We start from the raw sequence: 24,834 nt of genomic DNA on the forward strand, positions 1-24,834 counted from the left end.
GAACCTGAGATATATGAGTAAATTTTCTGATCGATCTTTGCCCGTTTTCTCTGGTAAATTTACTGTATGCTTTGCTCCTAAGTTTACCGATACTAATCCTTATCAAAGCTGTCTAGCTTATAACCTTGAACGTTTAGGTGTGAAATTGGATGGGATAGAAGATTGTAAGCTTTTTTTGCCTAAGGAAGTAGCCAAAAGGAGGGCAAGGATTCTCCATTTGCACTGGCTGCATCGCTTTTATCACCGATCAAAATCAGAAGTCTCTATATGTGTCTTCCTTAAGTTTTTTGTTGGGTTAATGACTTTGAAGGTCCGTAATGTTCCTATTGTTTGGACAGCTCATAATATTGTAAGTCATGAGGTTTCCAGCGTAGTGCTTGATCGCTTGAGTAGTATTTTAGTTGCGAGGCAAGCTGAGGCTATTATTACACATTCAAAGGCTGCCAAGCAGGAGCTTATTAATACATACAAAATTAAGAGCTGCGACAAAATATTAGTTATTCCCCACGCTAACTATATCGATCAGTACAAAAATGAGATTAGCAAAAAAGATGCAAGAAGTCGGCTCAGCATTCCAGAGGCTAAAACTGTTTTTCTGTTTTTCGGTCTTATTCGACCTTATAAGGGGGTTCCTGAACTAATTGATGCATTTGAGAAGTTGCGGGCAGATGAAATATGCCTGCTGATTGCTGGGCAACCAAGAGATAACGACTTAAGAGGTTTGATTGAGCGAAAGGTTGCTAAGAACTGTGAGTCTATTTGCTTTATTCCTCGCTTCATTGCTGAGGACGAAGTCCAAATATATATGAATGCTGCTGATGTTGTTGTTTTTCCGTATCGCGAGCTTTTGACCTCTGGAGCTATTTTGTTAGCAACCTCCTTCGGTCGCGCCTGTATTGCTCCCCAAAGGGGAGCGATTCTTGAATCTCTTGATAGCAAAGGAGCTTTTCTCTATGACCCTGACTCAGAAAGCGGTTTACTGAAGGCAATGACTTCGGCTCTCGCCCACAAAGCAAATCTTCATGAGATGGGTCAGCACAACTATCGAGTTGCTAAGGCATGGGGTTGGGAAGAAGTCGCAAGGGAAACGTCGGCTGTATATTCAAAATGTCTTAACGTAGTTAACTCACAGAAGGATTCAGTTGCGTATAAAAAATAGGGCAGCGAATAAATTCTACTCATGCCTCAGTTTTAAAACGCTGTTTCAAAACGTCTTGTCAGTGTAGAAATATCTTCTGCTTCTCAGAGCCTTTTCTGCATGCTTTATGCCGCAGCTGAGATACTATGCTGGGGCGTAATTTTTGTCCAGCCTTTGATGATTTGTAAATCATCATGCAAAAGTATTTCAGTAAAGCGAACACATTGTAGTCTACCAGGCTTACATCTGCTTTCTTGTCTGGCCCTTAAAAAATATTCCGATTTTTTCAAACTTTATTTTGAACATGGTATATCTGGCTACTTAGTTCTTAAGCAAGATATTGATAAGTTAGTGGTTGTGGTAAGTTATCTGCTGGATAGTTCATATGCTTGACTTAGAGATAGGTCAAGTTGACGTCTGATTATCAAAGATTAACTTATTCGTTCGATGGATGCCAAGCGGAGTGGTATGCCCATTATGCTTAAAGTTAAAGTACCTCAGCCATACGTTTCCGTCATTATTCCAGTCTTTAATGACTCAGCTCGTTTAAAGAGATGTTTACAGGTCCTGGATGGACAAACCTATGCCAGGGAGCGGTACGAAGTGATCGTGGTCGATAATGCCTCAGAGGAGAGTGTTGTGGACCTTTTGGCTCAGTTCGTCCAGGCTGTGTCGGCTTACGAAGGTCAGCAGGGTTCTTATGCAGCGCGCAATAGGGGTTTGTCTCTAGCTAAGGGAGAAATCATTGCTTTCACTGATTCTGACTGCGTACCTGCTTCTGACTGGATTGAAAGCGGTGTCACTGCGCTCTTACAGGATCAAGACTATTCAATTGTTGGAGGCAGAATAGAGCTTTTCTTCAGAAATTCAGATCAGTTAACACCTGCTGAACTATATGAGGACTTAACAGCTTTTCCGCAGAAGCAGCACATTGAAAAATCAAATTTTTCGCCAACAGCAAATCTATTTACATATAGAAGAGTTTTTGATGAATGTGGCGTCTTCAATCAAGAGCTTAAATCAAATGGCGATCGCGAGTGGTGCCAATCTGTTGTTCGCCAAGGATGTTCAATTAGATATGATGAGAAAGTTGTGGTTCAGCATCCGGCACGACATTCATTTCTGCAGCTTTATCGACGCCATTTGAGAATGGCTGGTGGTCGAGCTGATGCGTATAAAGAGAAGTTTAGCAACAGAAGATTTCAGTTGGTCAAAAATATTCTTTTGAACGAGATTCTTCCTGATGCCTTTTTGATGATAAAGGATTTCTTGGTCATTATCTTGCGGCGAAAGTACTCAGCTTTTGAAAAAGCTCAAATAGTTTTAGTTTCATCCTTGCTACGCCATGCTAGGAGTTGGGAAAAGGTGCGAGTCATTATGGGTGGAACATCCAGAAATTTCTAGAGACGTCCAGCAGCTCAGGAGAGAATTATTTTGGGATCATCTATTGTCAGCGTTGTCATCCCGACTCGTAATCGACCGGAGCTAGTCAAAAGGGCAGTGCATAGTGCCTTGGCCCAGACATTGGAGAAGATTGAGGTCTGTGTTGTGATTGACGGTCCAGATCCAGAAACATTTTCCGAACTATCTAAGTGTTCTGACTCACGGCTACGAGTAATCCAGCTTGCATCTAACAAAGGAGGTGCAGGTGCCCGCAACGAAGGTATTTCAAAGTCACAATCAGAATGGATTGCCTTTTTAGATGATGATGATGAGTGGCTTCCCCAAAAACTAGAGTGTCAGCTTGAAGCCGCTACGGCTTCTCAATATCAGTGGCCCATTATTACCAGTTTTGTAACTGCAAGAACGCCGAAAGGTGAGTTTACTTATCCTCGTCGGTTACCGCGTCACTCTGAAGACCTCAGCGAATATCTCCTAGCGCGGAATACACTTTCCTACGGAGAAGGCTTGATTCAGACGTCCACAATTTTAACAAAGAGGGAACTTTTGCTGACCGTTCCTTTTCGGGAAGAGCTACCCAAGCATCAGGATTGGGACTGGATACTGCACGTTCATTCATTAGAAGGCGTAGCAGTGGAGTTTGTACCCGAAGCGCTAGCGGTTTGGCATCTATGGGAACAGCGAGCAAGCACGAGCGGCAACAGCAACTGGGAAAATTCACTCGATTGGATTCAGCAGAATCAGCATTTGATTACCCCTAGAGCCTATGCCGCTTTTGTGCTAGTGGAGGTCGGATCACAGGCAGCACACACTCGTCGATGGGCCGCATTTTGGCAGCTTTTATTGGAGGCGTTCCGACTGGGTAAACCGAAACCTATTGATCTCTTTGTATTTATGGGGATGTGGATAGTTCCTCAAGAGCTACGGCGTTCTATGAAAAGTTTGCAGAGCAAAGCAGCTCAAAAGTTGAGTCACTTACCGTCACTAAAGGCAGATGCTACAGGCTAGTCACTCACCATTGAGGCGTCGTCACGTAGTCCCTGACTCTGAGCTTGGGCAATTGTCCCGCGCGGAGCGGATAATTTATTGGACAATTTTGCTCACCCCTCTATGGTGGGTGTTAGGGATACAGCCTTTATTATTCCCTGCAGTTGTGATCGGCTTACTGGCTAGCTCCTTTGATGCTGATAAGTTGCTAAGAATTCCTCTCCCCCTTTGCATATGGGCATGGTTGGGTATGGGGATCGTGATGCTCTGGACAGCCTTTACTGGCCTCAGTGAGCAGGGCTGGGATATATCGAAAGCAATTGCTACCGTGGTTACTTTCCTCAAGGGATACTTTCTGATTTTTGCCTGTTTTCTACTGCCTATGTGGAATCGCGTCAGAGTGGCGGTTATTACGAGAGCAGTAGTTTGGATGACCAGCGGTTATCTAATTAGCCTTACCGTTCAGATTACCTTGCTGTTCCTGGGCCTCAGCAGGGCGTTCTCTCCACCGTGGGCGCGATTTATGCCCGGTAATCCCTTGAGTTTTAGGGTCAATGCTGCTACTTTTCAGCCTTTTTTCGGTATCCCTCTTCCAAGAACTCCTCTTTATATGCCTGACCCGCCAATCCTAGGAATTTGTGGCCTGCTTTGTTTCTTAATTTGTCTGGGTGAGCCTAATCATCGGCTGCGTCAACTCGGCATGGCCGGGAGTCTGTCAGCACTCATCATCAGTCAGAGCCGTTTGGGCTGGATCTGCTTACCTATTGCCTTGCTAATCATTGCTTTATTCCGCAGCCCAATTGCTCGGCAGGGGGCTATTTGGGTCTCAGCCTTGATCTCTTTATTATGTACCTTGCTAGGAGGATTAACGCTCTCAGAGCTATTGAATAAGCCCCTCACAGTTTTCACAAATGCCCGACCGGCATCCTCAACAGATAGAGAATTCGTTGTTCGCAAGACCCTTGAAGCATGGCAAGAATCCCCCTGGCTTGGCTGGGGGGTTGCTCATGATTCAGCCAAATGGCATACCTTTGAGATCACCCTCGGCTCGTTCTCGAGCTATGCTGGCGTGCTTTATCTGCATGGGATTTTGGGGTTTGTCTGTCTGATAACTGCAATAGGATCCACACTATGGCATTTCCTACTGCCAGCACTAAGAGGTAATCTGCTTTGTAAAAAAGCATTTGCGAGCGTTGTTGCCCTCAGCCTGTTTATGGAAGGTATTCCCCTTTCTTGGATGGCCGTATATTTCTGGTATTTTCTGATTTGGCTAGGCGCTATTATTTCTCAGCAAAAGCAAGAGAAAAATTCAATGAAAAAGCTCGAGAACTTCAGCCCAATTTAACTCTTTAAATTCAAAAAAATCTATGACGATCTATTCAGAAACATCCCGAAAAATAAAGCGACTAAAATCAGTTCTAGAAGATATTGCTTTAGAAAAAGGAATAGTCAATAAGCACCATAGTTATACGAAGTTTATCATTCTTTGTCGAAGCCGTGTTGGCTCCAACTTGTTGCTTAATCTTCTGCAATCTCATAAGAATACTAGATTATTCTATGAGCTATTTAGCACAGCCCACAGCGACAAAACTCATTGGGATTTTGTTAATCATAATATTGATGATGTTATGCAGGTGAAGAAAAAGGATCCAACTGGCTTCATCGATGATTTTGTATTTCGTCCTATGCCACACTCAGTTCATGCAGTTGGATTCAAAATATTTTACTATCATGCCTCCTCGGGAAAAGAAAAATGTATCTGGGAACACTTAAAAAACATGGATGGCATGAGGATTATTCATCTGAAGAGAAACAATATATTGAAGTCGTTGCTTTCAAGAACAGTGGCTCAGAGGACTGGCTCTTGGGTTAAGCAGTCACTCCACAAAACAGATTCCAGCCAATCAAAATCAGTTGAGTTTGACTACAATCAACTCCTTTATTCTTTTGAAAGCACTAAGAGAATGGAACAAGAGTACGAAAGATTCTTTAAAAAAAATCCATTAATGAATATTACATATGAAGATTTATTGATGGAACCCTTGAGCGAGTTAAAAAGAATCTTAGACTTCTTGAGCTTGGATTTTCAGACTCTGAAAATATCTACCAAAAAGCAATCATCTGATAAGAGTCTGTCTAACGCTATTGTGAATTATTCCGAATTAAAACAAAAGTTCTCCGGTACTCCTTGGAAAATTTTCTTTGAGGAATAATAGCTGTACTTATGTTGACTGAAGATTATTCTAATTTAAAGAGATTAATTTATCTCTTCTTTGAGATTAAGCGTTGGTTTTATCAATTTCAATACCCCAATCTCACTCTTGAAAAAGGCGTATTAATTAAAGGTTCTATCAAGATAGAAGGCAGCGTTAAGGTGAATATTGAGACCGGGACGCGCATCAGTAAACAAGTTAAAATATTTGGTGGCGGGGAGGTTGTGGTAGGTCGAAATGTATCGCTCAATGGATGTTGGATTGGTTGCCAATGCTCAGTTCTAATCAGTGATGACTGTCTGATTTCTGATTGCTATCTGCTCGACTCTGATTATCATAACCTTGAGCCACATCTGCGGCATAGTCATGCCGGACCAAAGGTTTCAGCTCCAATTGTACTCAAGCCTAATGTGTGGGTGGGAGCAAATGCTACCGTAATGAAAGGAGTACACATCGGAGAGAATAGCGTTGTAGGTTTAGGGAGCGTTGTTAGAGAAACTGTTCCTGCTAATGTTGTCGTGATTGGAAATCCCCAACAGATTTTAAAGTCTCTTAAGTAAGAAGGCTTAGTCCTATGATTTTGGGAGTTAAAAAAGTATATGGGATAGAAAAACGTTGAGTTATTGCACAACGCTTGCTTCTGATCACTGCTGTTTTTTGCTCAATTATTATCTGCATCATACATGCATCTGTAATGTACCTCATATCTTAGAAGGTTTAGTTTTACAACATGAACTTAATCATTACTATTTTTAGGCATAGCAAGTTTATCATTCTGTGGAATGTTCTGGTACTCCTGTTTTTCTTGCAAGCTTGGAAGGGTGCCGCTAAGTCATGGACAGCTACAACAAAATTTGCTTTGCCGCAGACAACGAGTACTTTGAGTGCAGACCTTGGAACACTTGGGTCACTTAGAGGAGGAGATCCAAGCTTCTCTGCTGTTGTCAATCCACTCAAAACTCAAGAGGAGATTCTATCGAGTGATAACTTATTAGAAAAGGCGTTGAAGCTAGATCCAGAGTCTGAAAATTTTTCTGGGGTAAGTCAGTATAGAAATCTCTTTGAAGTGATTTTGGTCGAAAAGTCTAATGTATTTTCCATCGATGCCAAAGGCTCTAGCCCTGGAGTCGCACTTCAAAGAGCTAAAGTTCTAGCGCAAGTTTACCAAAAACACTTGAACTATTTACGTAAAGCGGATGTGGCTGGCCGGAACTCGTTTTACCAAAATGACCTAAAACGAGCAAGTCAAAGGTTAGCAGATGCGGAATCTGCCTTGGCAAGCTATCAAAAAGCTTCAGGATTAGTTAGTAGCGAAGAACAAACTGGTCAGACAGTTTCTCTGATATCTGAATTAGAGAAAACTTTAGCGCTTACAATTGCCGAGTCCAATAAAGATGCCAGTCAAGTTCAGGAGCTATCAAGTCAGCTAGATCTTCTGCCTAGAGAAGCCGTTAGCTCTGTAAGTTTAGATGAAAATAGTAGCTATCAGCTTGTCCGTCAAAAGCTAACTGAACTAGAATCCGAGTTGAAGGCGCAGCGGGCTCAGCTCACAGAGAGCCATCCATCAGTACAAACCCTAGTTTCGAATCGTGATGGGCTACTACGCCAACTATCTCAGTATGTTGATCATTCAGAAATTCAGAATGGCGATGGTGTTATTGCAAGTGGAGCTGAGGGGCAAAACGAAATCATTGAGCAGATTATACTTCTGAAAAGTAGCGCTATTGGAAAACGTCAGCAAGCCCAGGATATTCAGTCAAAAATTAATTCACTTCGGGTTAAGTTAGGGTCTCTCCCAAATCAGCAATCCCGTCTCGCTGTTTTGCAGAGAAACCTAAACGTTAGTAAAGGAATCTTTAACGGACTAATCGCACAAATTGAAAAGAGCAAAGTGGATGCCTTCCAGAGTTATCCTAGTGTTCAGTTATTAAATACTCCTACCCTAAATCCTGCGCCTATCTCTAATCGACTTCTAATTTCGATTAATGCACTATTCGCCTCAGCTCTTGGGAGTCTTGGCTTACTACTTTTGTTAGAGGGGCGCAACCCACTTCTTAGGCCAAAAGATCTAGAAGGCGCTTCCTTCCCATTAGCAACTCGAATCCCTAAATTGCGACGCCAACTGCACAAAGCTAGTGATAATATTCAATCTCTTAGGGGTGGTGAAACAGCTTTTTTGCAGCTGGCTTATGGAATTCTGACGCAAGAGATTTCTGATCGTTGTCTAATGGTAGTAAGCGCAATGTCTAAGGAAGGGAGGACAACTATATCCCTCCATCTAGCCCAAGCTTTGAGGGATTTAGGTTTAAAAGTATTGATTTTGAGTGAACGTTCATCTCAAAATGTTAAGAGGCGAAAAAAGACAGATCAGATACCAGCACTAGGCTCCATGTCTAGCCGAGCCTTAAAAAACTTCCCTTCACAGAAGCTACTTACTAGTAAATCGAAAGAGGCAGGGGTTCAAGTTATTGATTTCAATTTCTCGAGTCGCGACGACTTTAAGGAACAAATGCATCTTATTCTTAAATCTGAGATCTATGATTTCATAATTGTTGATGCGCCTCCTGTTCAATCAAGTAGCATAACAACTTTAATGTCTACTGTGATTACAAATATTTTGTTAGTTGTTCGCCCTGGAAAAAGTACGCGTTTTTCTGTGAGAGACTCACTTCAACTTTTGTTCCAGAGTCAGTTGAATTCTGTTGGTTTAGTTATTAACGATCCTGGCTATTTGGGGCTGTCAGATAGAACGGGATGGGAGCAAGATTTTATTGGTGTTTCTTCTAATAAATTTAATTCCTTGACTGTGGCTCCATAGAAATTCTGCCTACAGTATGCATCAAGAAAGCTAGTTGTTTCAACTTATTAAAGATTGTAAGCTGATGGTAGGAGAAGGTGCCGAGTTCTCCTCTAAATTGAGAATATTAATTCTGCTTCTGCTCATGATCCTATAGAAGACTGTATTTTGACGATGTAAGTGTTTATACACTGCCTTTCGATTGGAAATATATATCAGTTTTTTACTACTTAAAAAGTTATTTACTGAATCTACGTATTCGGTTTCGGGAAAATAATGTTATCAGTTAGCTTTCTTGTAGCAGTCTTGCTTCGAACTCACAATATTGTTTCTTTTGCATGCCGATGTAAGGCCCTGCACTTGTAGATTTTGTGTATTAAAAAAATCAAAATAAAGGTTAAGTATGATTAAGCAGTATCTCTTAGGTAGGTCTCTGACTCTTTTAAGTGCAGTTTGTATTGTTCTGGGTACTACCCCTTTGTTTCTTCTCCTTGTCAAGGCCTCTGAAAACACAACGATAGTCACTGTCGATTGGGACAAAAGAGTAGGACGTGCTCGCAATATTTACAGCCTAAACCTATGGTCAGCAACAGCAGAATCAGTCGGTACAAATACTAGCTATGCTAGCCGGATTGGTGAGATTTATCCCCACATTTGTCGTTTTCATTCTGCAGAGATGCTGAAGATTGGTCACCCAAAAGCTTGGATCAAGATGGATGGTCAATGGAACGAGCAAAAAATTGGAAGGATTTTGAGTTTCTTGGCACCTAAGTGTGAATCAATCATGATCTCTATCCCCAACTGGTCGCCTACTTTGCATCGCGGTGGCAAGCTACCTACAAGTAAATACGATGATTTTGCTCGCTGGTGTGCCCAATTGGTTGATATTGTAAAAAATCGGCAGAAGTACAATAATGTTAGGTATTTTGAAGTTCTAAATGAAAGAGATCAGATATATGATGGTAGCTCAGAGGAGCTTGCAGCCGTTGTCAGACATGCCTCAGCTAAAATGAGATCAGCTCACCCAAGGATAAAAATTGTAGGTGGTTCCTGGACACAGCCTTTCGATGATAGTGATATTCAGACGTTTTTAGACAACGTTGCAGCTACTGATATTCAAGCTTTTTCTTATCATCATTATGGGACAAGTGGTTCCATAACAGATCTAAATATTCTCTACGATCGTGCTAAATCTGTGGGGAGGCGTGGAGCCGTAATCCGTTCATGGATGGATAGTCGTGGGCTTAGTAAGGCTGAGTTATTTCATGACGAAATGAATATCTATTCAAATTGGCGTAAAGATTCTAAACGGTATATGCGTTCTTATCGTAGTGCTGTTTTTATGGCTTTAGTGTATAAGTATGCTTCTCAACGTGGAAAGGTCGATAGTGTTATGCCCTGGAATGATGCGGACGAGATATATGGGGTTTTGAGCCGTTCTGGCTCTTCTTATAGGTTTCGACCCGCCGGGCATTTACTAAGAATTTTGAGGCGTGAGTTTAGTGACGGTGAATTATATTCATCCTCTACATCTGACCCAGATATTAAAGTGTTGGCAGTAAGAAGTAAGAATAAACGGGTTGTTATGATTGTCAATCGTAGTCTTTCAAAAAACAAAAACTTCAGTATTGATATGAATATTGAAAACTTTAACTCAAGAACTTATAAAGATTTATCAATCAATTCACTAGGCTTTTCTGCTTCTCGTAAGCCTTGGAATCAAAATGATCTTCGATCGTTAAATATTTCAAAAGAATCAATTCGGTTTTTTGTCTTTAATTAGCGTCTAAATAAAAACCTTGGAATTGGTATCGAATCTATTTACTTCTTTTGTTTTTGTGTTCGTAAAAGAGCATTGTGAGCATCATCTTTAAATCCTGCCGGGGAAAGTAGTTTTCTTTCCTTGTAGCTATACAATGGTGCTACCGACTAAGGGATAAGTAATAGTAGCCGATCTGATGTAAGGCTAGATGAGATCGTATTCTCTATATTGTTAATCATTTCGTATAAAGCGTGGGAATGGCCTGGTTAGTTAATAAAAGTTGTGATAGAAATTCAGGGAGTATTGGATATCGGAAGAATCAGTATTAGTTCTGGTATCTTTGCTGCCATTGATTTTGAAACTGCTGACCGCGGTGCGGATAGCGCTTGTGCGATTGCAATTGTGCGTGCGAGTGATCACCAAATTATTGATTCTAAGTATTGGCTTATTCGGCCGCCTCGGCAGCAGTTCGAGTTCAGCCATATACATGGACTAACATGGGCCGATGTAAAGGACCAACCGACTTTTTCTCAGCTCTGGCCGCAGCTCCATGAGCAGCTTGAAGGAGTTGATTTTATTGCTGCTCACAATGCTAGCTTTGACCGTAGAGTTTTGCTGGCCTGTTGCCAGATAGCTGATGTTACTTTACCTCCCTGGGTCTTTCACTGTACGGTCAAGGTCGCTCGTCAGGCGTGGAGCATTTATCCAACCAAGCTGCCGAATGTATGCTCGGCCCTCAATATTCCACTGGACCACCACAATGCGCTATCGGATGCAGAAGCCTGCGCCAAAATAGTTATTGCGGCTAATCAGGAAAGCTAGGTTGGGAACTTGAACCACGAAGGAAGAGACCTCTCTCTAACGCTGACGAGATTGACTCACCTGTGTCGGGAATGGTCCTGGTTTTACGGAGATGGTTTGCTCACGGCCGTTGCGTTTGATGCCTAGCTGTAGGGCTGTGCCGATCTGAGTCTTCTCAACTTTGTTCTGTACGTCGGTCGCGGTTTTGACTTCTGCGTCGTTGATGCTTGTGATCACGTCGCCGGACTGTAGTCCTGACTGGGCTGCGGGAGATTGAGGGACAACGCGAACGATGAGCACCCCTTTGTCTTCTTCAACCCGTAAGTTGGAGCCGGGATTGTTGTTGAGCTGACGCTTTAGTTCAGGGGTCAAGCCCGCCATTTGAATGCCCAGAAAGGGGTGATCGACTTTGCCTTTGTCAATCAGCTGATCGGCAATGCGTTGGGCGGTCTTGATGGGAATGGCGAAACCTAGCCCTTGGGCACCCCCGCCAATGATGGCGGTGTTCATACCAATGACTTGACCGGAGCGATTGAGGAGTGGCCCGCCGGAGTTGCCGGGGTTAATTGCGGCATCGGTTTGGATGAAGCCCACTCGCTTATCCGGTACGCCAATATCACCACTAGTTCGCCCTGTGGCGCTGATGATTCCGGCGGTTACAGTGTTGTCCAGTCCGAGGGGGTTGCCAATGGCAATGGCCCACTCGCCGGGGCGTAGCTGTTCTGAGTCTCCCATGTTGACGGTGGGCAACTCTTTGGCTTCAACTTTAATGACGGCAACATCTGTGAGTGAGTCTTGGCCAAGGACTTTTCCTGAAAGACTGCGACCGTCTTTGAGAACGACGGTGACGGTGTCTGCGCCATCAACGACGTGGGCATTGGTCATCACTAATCCGTTTGAGCTGATAATAAAGCCGGAGCCAGTGCCTCGTTCAACGCGCGATCTGGGTGTGGGTGACTGTCCCCCTCCACCGAAAAAGTCACGGAAGAAGGGGTCTCGAAAGATTCTGGGGGTTCGAGTCTGGACGGTACGGGCTGAGTCAATGCGGACGACGGCAGGCCCGACTTTTTCAACGGCTTGGGCGATGAAGTTGGGGCCTTGTCCAGGTAAGGGGAGTTGGGCGATGCTAGGGCGGGGCGCTAGGCTCGCGGTGGGTAAAAGCTGGGTGCCTGCTAAGGTTCCCAAAGAGCCTACTAATAAGAGAGAGAGGTAGGTTGCTGATTTTTGAATAGAAGGTTTAGAGGGCATATCGGTTAGAGCGTTATCACATCAAAATTGTTAAGTATCTGTGTCATTGTGATCTCACGTATAGTGCTGATCACGGTAGTGCAGTGGGATTTGACAGCTACTCTGCCATTCAATATCTGTAAAAAAGTCCCGATACATCGCATGAGACCTATAGACTCTAGTCACGATACAGATGTTTCCGTTCGATGCTAGATTCTCAGCCTTTGGACTTGGAATCTGCCCGTTATGCGTTAAAGCAGTTTTGGGGCTATGACCAGTTTCGTCCTCCACAGGAGGATGTTGTGAGCTGTCTGCTAGCGGGGCAGGATGCTTTGGTGTTGCTGCCCACTGGAGCGGGTAAGTCAATTTGTTTTCAACTCCCTGCGCTTTTGCGGCCTGGATTGACGCTGGTGGTCTCGCCTCTGGTGTCTTTGATGGAGAACCAGGTGCAGGAGCTACGTCAACGACAAATTAAGGCTGCGCTTTTACATAGTCAACTTTCGCCGCAGTTGCGATCGCAAACTCTAGATCAGCTACGTCGGCTAGATCTATTATATCTATCTCCTGAATCACTCTTGAGTTCAACGCTTTGGCCGCGGCTGTGCAGCTTGAACATTGGTTACCTAATTATTGATGAAGCGCACTGCATTAGTCAGTGGGGAGTCTCCTTTCGACCGGTCTATCGTCGTCTGGGTACGGTGCGCTCAATTCTGCAGCAGGGGCAAGATCCAATTCCAGTGGCGGCGTTCACCGCGACGGCGACTCCCACCGTTCAGCAAGAGATTCAAACCGTTCTGCAACTGCAGAGGCCCCGGACTTTTCGGGTCAGTCCCTACCGAGCAAATTTGAATCTGCGGGTTCAAGTGACCTGCAGTTCGGCCCATCGTCGCCGTCAAGTTCTCAAGCTGATCCAGCGCCAAGGTCAGTCATCGGGGCTGATCTACACCCGGAGTCGTCGAGATAGCGAAGCGCTGGTTGATTGGCTGCGCCGCCAGCGGGTTCGTTCGGTGGCCTATCACGCAGGTTTACCCCCAGAGCGTCGTCGCCAGATTGAGGCAGACTGGTTGACGGCGACGATGCCAGTAGTGGTCTGTACCAGTGCGTTTGGAATGGGCATCAATAAGCCCGACTGTCGTTGGATTTGCCATTTTCATGCTCCCCTGAGCGTGGCGGCCTATGTGCAGGAGATTGGACGGGCAGGGCGAGATGGTTTGCGATCGCAAACGCTCCTATTGGTCAGCGAGCCGACAGGGTGGCTTGACCCACAAGATCAGCAGCAGCAGCGTTATTTTGCCCAGCAGCGGCGTCTTCAGCAGCAGCAAGCTCAACGCTTAGTGACTCAGCTTCCGGCGCAAGGAACCCTCACTGCTCTGCAGAAATCTATGCCACAGGCTGAGATGGTGCTTTCAATGCTGCACAGCACAGGGCAGCTACGCTGGATTGATCCCTTTCGCTATGTGATGACGGCTAACGCTGCTCCCCGCCCTCAGAAAACTGACCGTAGTACCATGAAATCCTTTATTCGCACCCGTCACTGTCGGTGGCGATGGATCCTTGGTTACTTTGGATTTGCTTCAGCCACCTTTCGATGTGGACATTGCGATCGCTGTCGCACTAGAGCGGGATAACTCTATACCTGCCGCTAAACTTTACAGCAGAACTTTCCCCCTTCTAGGCACTGTTCGGGGCGAGATAGCTGCCAGCCGCTAGAATATTAATAATGTCTAGATAAACTGACTGTTACGACTTTCAATTTTCGCAGATTAGTGCTCCGGGCAGCTTTCACTTGCTTAGATTTACTTTGCGTCAAAAACATATCGCTTTACTGATTGTTATCTACTCAGGCTGCGCATGACTACTACCTGTGATTCGCGGCCGCTTTCTGATCTCATTAATGCGCTGCCCGGCATCGTTTTCTATTGTCTCGATCCCCATGGGCGGACAATGCGCTATCTCAGCGAAGGATGTTTACAGTTAACGGGATACAAGCACGAAGAACTCACAAAATCGGGACCACTTTCCTACGCCAGCCTGATTCATTCAGAAGATAGATGTCGAGTCCAACAGGTGACGAAAGCGGCTATTGAAGATAGACAGCCCTACAGTTTGGAATATCGCATTTGTACTAAAACAGGTCAAGAGCGTTGGCTATGGGAACAGGGCCAAGTTATTGGTGATTCCAGTGGCCATCTGGGTCTGACGGGCTTGATCACTGATATTACGGCTATTAAAGAAAAGCAGGCTCGACTTCAGCGAGATGCCCTTTACGATCCGCTGACGGCTCTCCCCAATCGATCTCTATTTATGGATCGGCTCAAGCATCTCGTCCAGCATTCTCAGCGGGAACACAAGTATCAATTTGCCGTTTTATTCCTAGATTTAGATCGTTTCAAGGTCATTAACGATAGTTTGGGCCACGGTATGGGTGACCAGCTATTGATTGCCGTGGCTCAAAAATTACAAAAACTGCTCAGGCCTGGTGATACGGTGGCGCGTCTCGGCGGTGATGAGTTCACAATGCTCGTGAATGATGTGGCGACTCGGGCAGAGGTTGTGCTGATTTGCGATCGCATCCTTAAAGAGATGGCTATTCCCTATCTTGTAGAAGGGCGGAGCGTTTTCAGCACCACCAGCATCGGCATTGCCTTGAGTTCTGAGCGATATAGTCAGCCAGAAGAGCTGCTGCGCGACGCCGATATTGCCCTTTACTATGCGAAAGCGTCTGGTAAAGCCTGCTACGCTCTCTTCGATACTGCCATGCACCTCAAAGCTGTGGCGCGTCTGGATCTGGAAACCGATCTCAGGCAGGCCATTGCTAATCAAGAGCTACAGCTCAACTATCAACCGATCAGTTCCTTAGAAACAGGTAACATCGAAGGTTTTGAAGCTCTTGTCTCCTGGCAACATCCTCAGCAGGGGCATGTGGGGCCTGATGCCTTTCTGCCCGTTGCCGAAGAAACAGGCTTGATTGTTCCGTTAGGCCACTGGGTTCTCAAAGAAGCCTGTATGAAGCTGCGGCAGTGGCAGCAGACCTTTCCCCATGCCCACAGCTACTTCATCACCGTTAATCTTTCTAGCCGAGAGCTTTGCCATCCTGACCTTGTCCGCCATATTCAGGCCGTCTTGTCAGAGACACAACTCACGGCCCACTGCCTCAAGCTAGAAATTACAGAAAGCACGATTCTAGATAAAAGTGAGTTTGTGCTCACGCGGCTGGCCGAACTTCAGCAACTCGGGATTCAGCTCTGCATTGATGATTTTGGCACAGGCTATTCTTCCCTGAGCTACCTGCAGAGTTTTCCCATCAATTTCCTGAAAGTTGATCGGTCCTTTATTCACCAACTTGAGACCAAAGAAAATCTAGAGATTGTTCGTACGATTCTGCACCTCGCGGAGACGCTGGATCTAGAGGTCGTCGCCGAAGGCGTAGAAACCATCAATCAGCTCCTACAGTTAAGAGCCCTTAACTGCCAGCACGGCCAGGGCTATTTCTTGGCACGGCCACTAGCCGATGCCCAGATTGAGCTGCTTCTAGAGAAAGAAGAGCGGTGGTATGAGAATAGCGGCTGCACCGTTTCTCTGCCGCAGTTGATGATTGATCGTCCCTCCGGGCAGTCTCAGATTCTGCTAGCGGGTCGCACCACCTGGACCATTGGTCGGGCTTCAAACAACGATATTGTGCTACCGGATCGTATGGTGTCTCGCAACCATGCCATGCTGCTGCAGCTCCTACGGACGGGCAACTTTTACTTTGTCGATCTATGGAGCCGCAACGGTTCATTCCTTAATGGGCAGCGGATTAGCACCCCTCAGTTGCTCAAAGACAGCGATCGCATTCAAGTGGGTAAGACAGAACTCGAATTTCGGCTTGCGCCCTCTGTTCCCAACTACAAGCTGCAGCATTTGGCGGCTAAGTCTGTTTTATTGATTCAAACCTCCCATACCCAGGGTGACATCTGGCAGCACTTACTCACGGCTCAAGGCATAGAAGTTCTATGGCAAATGGCCGATATTCAGGTCGTGCCAACGCTGGAGCAGCTGAAGGTGTGCGAAGAACACCTTCCCGACCTACTGATTCTTGATTTAACGACCTTAGAACCCAATGCTGATGTTTTTCTCGACTGGTATCGCCCCCACGCAGATCTGCCGCTAATTCTGACCCATGCCCCTGAGAACAAACCGGAAGCGGGCATCAAAGACCTGATGCCCAGCCATCTTGTCGAAATCGTGTCCCATTTTCCAGATCATGATCTCCTTCCCCATCAGGCTGACATCACAGCGAAGCTGAAGGGGGCACTCAAACTGCTCGACTATACCTTTATCGACGATCTGGTGTTAGACAAACAGCTTCGCCATTTGCAGACAGTCCTGCACAATCGCACCCTTCATTGAAGCTGAGCATTACTGAGTATGTTCTGGTGCTTGCTGAGCTGTATGTGTGCGTTATCTATACCATTTCTCGCTGCCCCGTTTGGACCCGCCAGAGCTGCGCATAAACGCCTGATAGCTTTAGTAACTCTTCATGCTGGCCTTGCTCTTTGATCTGGCCCTGCTCCAGAACATAAATGCAGTCTGCATGGCGAATGGTGGAGAGCCGATGTGCGATCGCAATGGTTGTTCGGTGAGCTGTAATTCGATCCAGCGATTTTTGGATAGCGGCCTCCGTCTCGTTATCTACGGCTGATGTCGCTTCATCCAGAATCAGAATCGGCGGATCCTTGAGCAAGGCCCTCGCAATCGATAGGCGCTGTCGTTGCCCCCCAGAAAGCTTTTGCCCCCGCTCTCCTACGATTGTTTCGTATCCCTGCGGCAGCTGCTGGATAAAGGCATGGGCTTCGGCATGCTTGGCCGCAGTCTCAATCTCAGCGAGGGTGGCATCTAAACGGCCATAGGCAATATTTTCTCGAACCGTGCCGTGGAACAGAAATACGTCTTGGCTCACCAGTCCAATGGCTCGGCGTAGATCCTTGATTCGTAAGGTCTGGATATCGATGTTGTCGAGGGTCACCTTGCCCGTCTCAACTTCGTAGAGTCTGAGTAACAGCTTAGATAGCGTGCTTTTGCCCGAGCCTGTCGAGCCCACAATGGCAATGGTTTGTCCTGCAGGGATATGCAGATCAATGTCGTCTAAAACTGGGTTGTCGGCTTCATAGGCAAAGGAAACGCCTGCTAGCCTCAAATCCCCTTTGACTGCCGCCAGGGGCAGTGCTAAATGACCTGGATGAATATGAATAGGCGTATCTAGTAACCCCATGATCCGTCGAGTGGAAGCCATGGCCCGCTGATATTGATCTAATGTTTCGCCAAGGCGAGTGAGGGGCCACAGTAATCGCTGGGTGAGGAAGACTAGAACGCTATAGGTACCGACAGCTAATGCACCATTGACGACTTCCATACCGCCGTAGAGCAAAATGGCAATGAAGGCCAGTAAAATCAAGACCCGAATAAGTGGGATAAAGGCAGCGCTGAGGGCAATGGCGTTTTGGTTGCTGTCGCTATAGGCGTTGCTCTCTAGAGCCACCTGCTCAACTTCGTAGGCTTCGGTGGTAAAGCTTTTGATGGTGGTGATGCCGCTGAGGTTGTTGGAAAGACGACCGTTCAGCAGCCCCACTTGCTCCCGGACAAGGGCATAGCGAGGGGCCAGTCGTTTTTGAAATGCGATCGCACCCCAAATGATAAACGGCATGGGCAACAGCGCCATCCAAGCAACGTTGGGGGCGGTGCCTAAGAAAACAGCGCCGATAATAATCACCGTTGTAATCACCTGGAGAATATCATTGGCACCCTGGTCTAAAAACCGCTCTAGCTGGTTAACGTCATCGTTGAGAATGGACATGAGGCCGCCGGTCGTCCGTGCCTCGAAATAGGACAGCTCTAAATTCTGGAGATGGGCATAGGCATCTAGCCGCACGTCATGCTGTAGCGCTTGGGCTAGATTCCGCCAGAGTCGTTGATAGGCGTATTCAAATAATGACTCTAGGCCCCACACTAGGGCTGACAGCAGCGCCAGGGTTACAAGCTGTTGCCAAACATCTGTAATTCCAAAGCTGGCAATGATGGAGTCCTGGCGCTGCACCACCACATCCACTGCGGCCCCGATCAGGGCTGGAGGGGCCAAATCAAAAATTTTATTGAGCACAGAGCAGGTGGCCGCCCACCCTATCTGACGGCGGTAGGAGCGACTATAGCGCAGCAGTCGCCGGAGTGGGTATTTTGCCGGATCTCCAGAGGATTGATGGTTACCCATAAAGTTGCTCAACCAGTGTGAGTTGGTGGCCGTCTTCAGTCAATCCTAGGATTGATTGCCTGTTTCTAGCGGGGTCTGAACGATCGTTGTTAATTGGAACGGGTCTACAGTTTAATGGATCATCAGAATAGCCCATTCGTTGAGGATGCTCACCCTATGCAATCAGATTCACTGTCAGACAGCGACTCGACTCAGGCTTTCGCCAGTCAGGAGTCATCCCGTGCTGCAGATGCGATTAGCGATCAGGAACTGCAGAGTATCCCTCCGACGAGCGAGGCGGAGGCAGAAGCCTTGGCCGCTGTTTCTCTAGAGACTGAAAAGCTGGAAAAACGCCAGCGTCAGATTATCGCCAAGACGGTACTGCCCTATTCTCAAGAGCAGGTGTGGCAGGTCCTCACGGATTACGAACGCCTTGCCGATTTTATCCCCAATCTGGCGACCAGCCAGCTATTAGAGCATCCTCAAGAGGGGATTCGGCTGGAGCAAATTGGGGTGCAAAGTGCTCTTTTTCTCAAGTTCTCAGCCCGTGTTGTCCTAGACATGACGGAAGACTTTCTCAATGCGATTCACTTTGAGATGGTCGAAGGAGACTTCAAGGCTTTTTCTGGTGATTGGCTTTTAGAACCCGCTGCCGACGGAACGCAGTTGACCTACAGCCTATTCATTTGGCCGAAGCGGACGATGCCTATTATTGCCATCGAGAAGCGCCTGCGCTATGACCTGCCTCGCAATCTGCTTGCAGTGCAGCGCCGATTAGAAATGCTTCATGCCTCTTAGTGGGAAGGGCTATCCTCGCTATGTTCGGGGTTATGGCGATCAGGATAAAGATCTTTAAGGTTTTGGCGCTGGGATCGACGGGAGGGACGTCGGTAGCGTTTGCTAGAAAGCTTGGGTTCGTATTCTGTATTCCCTTTACGCTTCGCTTTGCGCTTGAGGGTGGATTCAGCATTTGCGATCGCATCCTGTTCACTTTGATGGGCGATCACCTCTTCCAGCAGGGTTAGGTAATAGGGATATCGCTCCCAGTTGCCGCGGACAGAGCAATTCGGTTCATCTCGATGAAAGCAGTCATTAAACTGACATTGAGCCTGCGCTAAGCGTTGCTGAGCCTCTGGGAAATATTGGGCTAGCGCTTGGGGACGACAGGTGGTGCTGGGCTGATTGAACCCGGGCGTATCGGCCAGGAGTCCGCCACCGGGCAGGTCAAACAATTCGACGTGCCGAGTGGTGTGTTTGCCCTGACCCCAGCGCTCTGAAACAGAGCCGACCCGCACGTCATGCTCTGGGATCAGATTATTGATGAGGCTGGACTTACCCACGCCCGAAGGCCCCGACAAAACGGTTAGCTGTCCCTGTAGCTGTTGCTGCAGTTCCTGTAGGCCCGCTTGCTCATAGAGACTGATCAGGAAAGGCTGGTAGCCCCATTTACGAAGGCGGTCTTGCCACTGCTGCTGCTGATCTTCGTCCAGTAGTTCTTTCTTGTTAAGGCCCAGAACAATCCTGAGGCCAGTGGCTTCGACCGTGACTAAGAAACGAGTAAGCTGCAGGGGATCTAAGGTGGGATCCGCTAGCGCAAACATGAGCAGCACTTGATTGGCGTTGGCAACCGGAGGCCGGTGTAGCTGAGTTTGGCGAGGGGAGATAGTTGCGATCGCACCTCTTAAACCCTGCCAATCCGGCTCTTCTACCCCGACCCGATCACCTACCATAATTTGCTGTCCCAGCTTTTTGAGGCGCGATCGTCGAGTACACAGCAGTTCCGTTGCCGACTCAGAAGCCTGCCCTGCTAAAAGCTGAACCCGATAATAATTCGCCTGCACCGCCACAACCACACCCACCAGCTCAGCGCTGGCGGTTCGCTCAGCCTTCATGTCCCGACGGGCCGACGGACCTGCAACGCAAAATATCCAGAGTAGTCAACCAAACCTTCGACTTTGTAGCCAGCCACCACCAGACTGTCTGGCACCTGTTCAATTGGTTCGCCAGGATCTAGCCAGACTTCCAGCAACGCACCCGGCGACATCTGCTGCAGCCGCAGCTTTGTGCGCACAAAGTTCAGCGGACAGGGCGTCCCGCGCAAATCTAGTTTTTCGTCAGGCTGACCCAGAGAATCGCTCATCGGCCAAAAATTCCACCGAGGAAGCCCTCAACGCCACCCTTCCCGGCCTGCTCACCCTTGATATCGGCCAGCTTCTCGAGTAATTCCCTTTCTTCAGTCGACACCCGCGTCGGAATATCGATCACAACCGTAATCAAGTGATCTCCACGACTGACGGGATTCCCGAGACGCGGCACACCGTGATTGTCCAGCGTCAATACAGTCCCCGGCTGTGTCCCTGCTGGGATCATGACCGGCTCTTCGCCATCCACCGTATTAACCGGGACTTTCGCGCCCAGAATTGCCTGTAGATAGCTGACCTTCAACGCCGAGAGAATATTTGAGCCTTCCCGACGGAATTCAGCATCCTCTTTGATGAAGAGATAGACGTATAGGTCGCCTGCAGGTCCGTTTCTCTGTCCGGCGTCGCCTTCATTGGAAACGCGCAGGCGAGTACCGGTATCAACGCCCGCAGGGATTGTGATTTTTAATTTCTTGCTAACCTGATTTTGGCCTTTGCCACCACAGGTTTCGCACTTATCTGTCACCGTTTGCCCCGTCCCTGAACAGGTTGGGCAGACTGACACCTGCGTAAAGCTACCAAAGGGGGTCCGCGTCATCCGACGCACCTGGCCATTCCCCTGACAGGTTCCGCAGGATTGAGGCTTCGTTCCGGCCTTTGCTCCCGAGCCTTCACAGGTGTTGCAGACTTCTAGGTGAGAGATCCGAATCTGATGCTCACCGCCAAAAATTGCTTCCCGAAACTCCAGCTTGAGATCGAATCGTAGATCTTCGCCGCGAGCAGGTCCTGAGCGTCGTCGCCCTGCCTGAGTGGTACCGCCAAATCCGCCGCCACCAAAGAAGCTTTCAAAAATATCGGCAAACCCGCCCATATCGCCGAAGTCTTGGAACCCGCCTGCACCCGGACCCGCAGCAGCAGAACCTACGCCCGCCTCGCCAAAACGATCGTATCTGGCCCGCATTTCACCGTCAGAGAGGACTTCGTAGGCCCGGTTAACCTCCTTAAACTGATCCTCTGCTCCCGGTTCTTTATTCACATCAGGGTGATACTTACGTGCCAAGCGGCGGTAAGCGCGCTTTAGCTCGTCTGGATCAGCATTTCGAGAAACACCGAGAAGGTCATAGTAGTCCCGAGCCATAGATCACATTCAGTCAGTAGAACAATAAATCCTGACGCCCACGACCGTTAATCGACAGCTTCATAGTCTGTAATTACCGTGTCGTCAAAATCACCAATGATCGTAGCATCATCATTCATCGTCTCTCTAGGAGCAGCTTCTGCCGAAGCAAAAACTTCTTCTGGAGGTGGGCTTGCTTCAACGGGCGCACTCGGTGCAGCAGAGTCACCAACAGAAGGCTGCCCTGCGAACTGATAAACAGCCGCCCCGACATCCAGAAGAACGCGATTGAGATCATCAATGTGCTGCTTGAGAACAGTGATCGTGATTTCAGGATAGGCACTTGCCGCTCGTGCTTGAGCCACAGTTTGATCAGCGCGTTGCCTTAAGTCAGCACTAATCAAATTGCCATTTTCCGCGAGCGTTGAGGTATAGCTATACAATAAGCTATCCAACTGATTTTTGTATTGAGCAATCTCACGATGTGCCTGGTCTTGGTCGGCGTAAACCTGAGCTTCTTGCCGCATCCGCTCAACCTCTAGGCTGCTGAGGCCACCCGTATTGGAAATGCGAATACTTTGCTCCCGGCCTGTCCCGCGATCTTGTGCAGAGACATTTAGAATACCGTTAGCATCAATATCAAATGTCACCTCAATTTGAGGCACTCCGCGTGGTGCAGCAGGAATACCGGTTAATTCAAAGTTCCCGAGACAGCGATTGTCTTTGACCATTGCCCGCTCACCTTGATAAACCTGAATCTCAACGCAGGTTTGACCATCGGTTGCGGTTGAAAAACATTGAGAACGGCTAGTGGGCAACGTCGTATTGCGATCAATGATCTTCGTGAAGACGCCGCCCAGGGTCTCAATTCCCATGGACAGGGGTGAGACATCTAGCAACAGCAGATCTTTAACTTCTCCGCCCAGAACACCTGCTTGAATCGCGGCCCCCAAAGCCACAGATTCATCGGGATTAACCGACCGATCGGGCGCTTTCCCTCCAAAGTACTCTTGAATCGCTTCCTGTACCGCAGGTATGCGTGTCGATCCCCCCACTAAAACAATGCGATCAATATTTTCAGGATTTAAGCCGCCATCTTCAAGTGCCTGCTTGACTGGCGTGAGCGTTTCGGTTACCAGTTCACCCACAAGCTCCTCAAATTTTGCGCGGGTTAGGTCCATCTCTAAATGCTTCGGACCCGACTCATCTGCAGTAATAAAGGGCAGATTAATGGAGGTTGTAACGGTGCTAGAAAGCTCAATCTTGGCCTTCTCTGATGCTTCCCGAAGACGCTGAAGCGCCATCTTGTCATTAGAGAGGTCTAGATTCTCGACCGATTGGAAATGTTCAAGCATCCAGCGCAGGATGGCTTCATCAAAGTCGTCACCCCCCAGGTGATTATTGCCGGCGGTGGCCTTCACCTCAAAGACCCCATCTCCAAGCTGCAGAATGGAGACATCAAAGGTGCCGCCGCCTAAGTCAAACACCAGTACTTTTTCGTCCTGGTCTTGCTTATCTAGGCCATAGGAAAGAGAGGCTGCCGTGGGTTCATTAATGATGCGGAGTACTTCTAATCCCGCAATCGTGCCGGCATCCTTCGTTGCCTGACGCTGAGCATCGCTAAAGTAGGCAGGGACGGTAATGACTGCCTGGGTCACGGTTTCGCCCAGGTAGCTCTCGGCGTCCTGTTTTAACTTTTGCAGAACCATGGCTGACACTTCTTGAGAAGTGTAGCTTTTACCCCGAATCTGCACGTTAACGGTGTCGTCGCGCCCGACAACGCAGGAATATGACACTCTAGAGCGTTCATTCTCGGTCTCTTGCCAGCGCCGACCGATAAACCGCTTAATACTGAAAATCGTATTCTCAGCGTTGGTGACAGCCTGACGCTTCGCCAATTGCCCTACCAGGCGATCTCCTGACTTGCCGAAGCCGACGATACTAGGGGTTGTACGGCCGCCCTCAGTGTTGGGAATCACCACAGGCTTTCCCCCTTCTAAAACAGCAACACAACTGTTTGTTGTTCCTAGATCAATTCCTATGACCTTGCCCATAATTTCTTTATAGCCAACGGCAGTTTTCTTATACTTCGAGTTCTCTTTTAGGAGACTCCTACATTAGTTAGGGTGCCGCAACTCCCAACAGTTTTAATCACTGGTTCCTAAATTTTGCTGATATTCTTTTCGAGAACAACGCAGAAGGGCTATTCAACGGCTTGACTGTCAAGAGTCTCGGGTGAATTTTCTTCAGAGGTTAGCATGGGCTCTGCAGGTGCAGCAACTTTGACCATGGCGTGACGCAGCACAAGATCGCCGATCATGTACCCATTGACGAGTTCTTCCATCACTTCACCTTCTGTGAACTGATCTGTGGGCTCCCGCATAATCGCTTCGTGTAGATTAGGGTCAAATTCTTTACCCTGCGCACGCATGGGAGCAACCCCGATTCGCTTCAGACAATCGACAAGCTGCTTATAAACGCCCTGATAGCTCTTTTGAATATTTATTTCTTCTTCAGTTTGAGGATTGATGTGGGATTTGGCGCGCTCAAAGCTATCAATAACCGGCAACAGCTCACTGATGGTCTCTCGCTTGACCCGCTGCTCTAGATCCGATTTCTCTCGCTCTGTTCGCTTGCGAAAATTATCGAAGTCCGCCGCAATTCGCATATATTGACCGGTGACGCCCTCCAATTTCTGCTGCAGGGCATCTGTTGTTTCTTCGGTGCTCTCCTGGGAGGGGGCAGCGCTGCCATCTGCTGTCGTCTCCGCTGTCTCAGTGGCGTCAACAGCAGGTATCTCTGCCGGGATATCTTCAACAATGGGCACCTCTACGGCGGCATCATCGCCCATTTCAAGGTCCTGGGGCTGCTGCGCATCGCTAGAGACTGGGTTGTCTACTTCTGGCTGCATATCGCCCTGATATTCATTCTGCTGCTCGTCACCACTCATTATGTTCTGTCTTACTCGTCAACAACTAAATTACTTTCCGTTTGATTGCTTCTATTATGTACAGCAATCTAGCC

At 47.6% G+C, this 24,834-nt stretch carries 19 protein-coding genes; 12 read left to right on the forward strand and 7 right to left on the reverse strand.

Translation table 11 applies throughout. The features are described from left to right. Nucleotides 1–13: 13 nt before the first annotated feature. The 9 genes from C1752_RS19210 (at nucleotide 14) to C1752_RS19250 (ending at nucleotide 11,120) form a co-directional block, all read left to right on the forward strand. Nucleotides 14–1,159 carry a glycosyltransferase gene (locus C1752_RS19210; protein WP_110987680.1) on the forward strand — a complete coding sequence of 382 codons (1,146 nt, stop codon included), beginning with the start codon at nucleotides 14–16 and terminating at the stop codon, nucleotides 1,157–1,159. 426 nt (nucleotides 1,160–1,585) lie between these two features. Further along, nucleotides 1,586–2,542 (forward strand): glycosyltransferase, encoded by a 957-nt coding sequence (locus C1752_RS19215; protein WP_110987681.1) that lies wholly within the window; start codon nucleotides 1,586–1,588, stop codon nucleotides 2,540–2,542. Between the two features lie 30 nt (nucleotides 2,543–2,572). Then, the gene (locus tag C1752_RS19220) at nucleotides 2,573–3,547 is read left to right on the forward strand and encodes a glycosyltransferase family 2 protein (RefSeq protein ID WP_110987682.1); all 975 of its coding nucleotides are present in this window, start codon (nucleotides 2,573–2,575) and stop codon (nucleotides 3,545–3,547) included. A gap of 229 nt (nucleotides 3,548–3,776) precedes the next feature. Next, nucleotides 3,777–4,871 (forward strand): O-antigen ligase family protein, encoded by a 1,095-nt coding sequence (locus C1752_RS19225; protein WP_233501735.1) that lies wholly within the window; start codon nucleotides 3,777–3,779, stop codon nucleotides 4,869–4,871. A 22-nt stretch (nucleotides 4,872–4,893) separates the two neighbouring features. After that, complete coding sequence (locus C1752_RS19230) at nucleotides 4,894–5,739, forward strand: Stf0 family sulfotransferase (protein WP_110987684.1); 846 nt, start codon at nucleotides 4,894–4,896, stop codon at nucleotides 5,737–5,739. Between the two features lie 11 nt (nucleotides 5,740–5,750). Beyond that, nucleotides 5,751–6,299, forward strand: a complete 549-nt coding sequence (locus tag C1752_RS19235; protein WP_110987685.1) for an acyltransferase — start codon at nucleotides 5,751–5,753, stop codon at nucleotides 6,297–6,299. Nucleotides 6,300–6,469: 170 nt separating this feature from the next. Then, nucleotides 6,470–8,557: a GumC family protein gene (locus C1752_RS19240; protein ID WP_110987686.1), complete on the forward strand. Its 2,088-nt coding sequence runs from the start codon at nucleotides 6,470–6,472 to the stop codon at nucleotides 8,555–8,557. A 382-nt stretch (nucleotides 8,558–8,939) separates the two neighbouring features. Then, nucleotides 8,940–10,319, forward strand: a complete 1,380-nt coding sequence (locus C1752_RS19245; protein ID WP_110987687.1) for a hypothetical protein — start codon at nucleotides 8,940–8,942, stop codon at nucleotides 10,317–10,319. 261 nt (nucleotides 10,320–10,580) lie between these two features. After that, nucleotides 10,581–11,120 carry a 3'-5' exonuclease gene (locus tag C1752_RS19250; RefSeq protein WP_233501736.1) on the forward strand — a complete coding sequence of 180 codons (540 nt, stop codon included), beginning with the start codon at nucleotides 10,581–10,583 and terminating at the stop codon, nucleotides 11,118–11,120. A gap of 36 nt (nucleotides 11,121–11,156) precedes the next feature. Here the strand turns inward: C1752_RS19250 and C1752_RS19255 are convergent, their stop codons facing one another. After that, nucleotides 11,157–12,347, reverse strand: coding sequence for an HhoA/HhoB/HtrA family serine endopeptidase (locus C1752_RS19255; protein ID WP_110987688.1), 1,191 nt, complete (start codon nucleotides 12,345–12,347; stop codon nucleotides 11,157–11,159). Nucleotides 12,348–12,532: 185 nt separating this feature from the next. Here C1752_RS19255 and C1752_RS19260 point away from each other — a divergent pair, with 185 nt between their 5' ends. Together C1752_RS19260 and C1752_RS29755 are read left to right on the forward strand one after the other, a co-directional pair. After that, nucleotides 12,533–13,954, forward strand: a complete 1,422-nt coding sequence (locus C1752_RS19260) for a RecQ family ATP-dependent DNA helicase (protein ID WP_110987689.1) — start codon at nucleotides 12,533–12,535, stop codon at nucleotides 13,952–13,954. A gap of 223 nt (nucleotides 13,955–14,177) precedes the next feature. Then, entirely contained in the window at nucleotides 14,178–16,718 is a 2,541-nt protein-coding gene (locus C1752_RS29755) for an EAL domain-containing protein (RefSeq protein WP_110987690.1), read from the forward strand. 55 nt (nucleotides 16,719–16,773) lie between these two features. On the opposite strand, the gene C1752_RS19270 is transcribed toward C1752_RS29755, so the two are convergent. Further along, nucleotides 16,774–18,573: an ABC transporter ATP-binding protein gene (locus tag C1752_RS19270; protein WP_110987691.1), complete on the reverse strand. Its 1,800-nt coding sequence runs from the start codon at nucleotides 18,571–18,573 to the stop codon at nucleotides 16,774–16,776. A gap of 156 nt (nucleotides 18,574–18,729) precedes the next feature. On the opposite strand from C1752_RS19270, the gene C1752_RS19275 reads away from it, so the two are divergent. Continuing rightward, nucleotides 18,730–19,350 carry an SRPBCC family protein gene (locus C1752_RS19275; protein ID WP_110987692.1) on the forward strand — a complete coding sequence of 207 codons (621 nt, stop codon included), beginning with the start codon at nucleotides 18,730–18,732 and terminating at the stop codon, nucleotides 19,348–19,350. Here C1752_RS19275 and rsgA read toward each other — a convergent pair. The 5 genes from rsgA to grpE all read right to left on the reverse strand — a co-directional run bounded on the left by rsgA (nucleotide 19,347) and on the right by grpE (nucleotide 24,760). Further along, nucleotides 19,347–20,444 carry a small ribosomal subunit biogenesis GTPase RsgA gene (gene rsgA / locus C1752_RS19280; RefSeq protein ID WP_110987693.1) on the reverse strand — a complete coding sequence of 366 codons (1,098 nt, stop codon included), beginning with the start codon at nucleotides 20,442–20,444 and terminating at the stop codon, nucleotides 19,347–19,349. The genes C1752_RS19275 and rsgA overlap by 4 nt on opposite strands. After that, complete coding sequence (locus C1752_RS19285) at nucleotides 20,441–20,692, reverse strand: sulfurtransferase TusA family protein (RefSeq protein ID WP_110987694.1); 252 nt, start codon at nucleotides 20,690–20,692, stop codon at nucleotides 20,441–20,443. The genes rsgA and C1752_RS19285 overlap by 4 nt, the downstream gene beginning before the upstream one ends. Beyond that, the gene (dnaJ, locus tag C1752_RS19290) at nucleotides 20,689–21,831 is read right to left on the reverse strand and encodes a molecular chaperone DnaJ (protein WP_110987695.1); all 1,143 of its coding nucleotides are present in this window, start codon (nucleotides 21,829–21,831) and stop codon (nucleotides 20,689–20,691) included. The genes C1752_RS19285 and dnaJ overlap by 4 nt, the downstream gene beginning before the upstream one ends. A 47-nt stretch (nucleotides 21,832–21,878) precedes the next feature. Next, nucleotides 21,879–23,864: a molecular chaperone DnaK gene (dnaK, locus tag C1752_RS19295; RefSeq protein WP_110987696.1), complete on the reverse strand. Its 1,986-nt coding sequence runs from the start codon at nucleotides 23,862–23,864 to the stop codon at nucleotides 21,879–21,881. Nucleotides 23,865–24,013: 149 nt separating this feature from the next. Continuing rightward, nucleotides 24,014–24,760, reverse strand: a complete 747-nt coding sequence (grpE, locus tag C1752_RS19300; protein WP_110987697.1) for a nucleotide exchange factor GrpE — start codon at nucleotides 24,758–24,760, stop codon at nucleotides 24,014–24,016. Nucleotides 24,761–24,834: the final 74 nt, after the last annotated feature.

Origin of the sequence: Acaryochloris thomasi RCC1774, from assembly GCF_003231495.1 — a bacterium.
In the GTDB taxonomy this organism is placed as follows: Bacteria; Cyanobacteriota; Cyanobacteriia; order Thermosynechococcales; family Thermosynechococcaceae; genus RCC1774.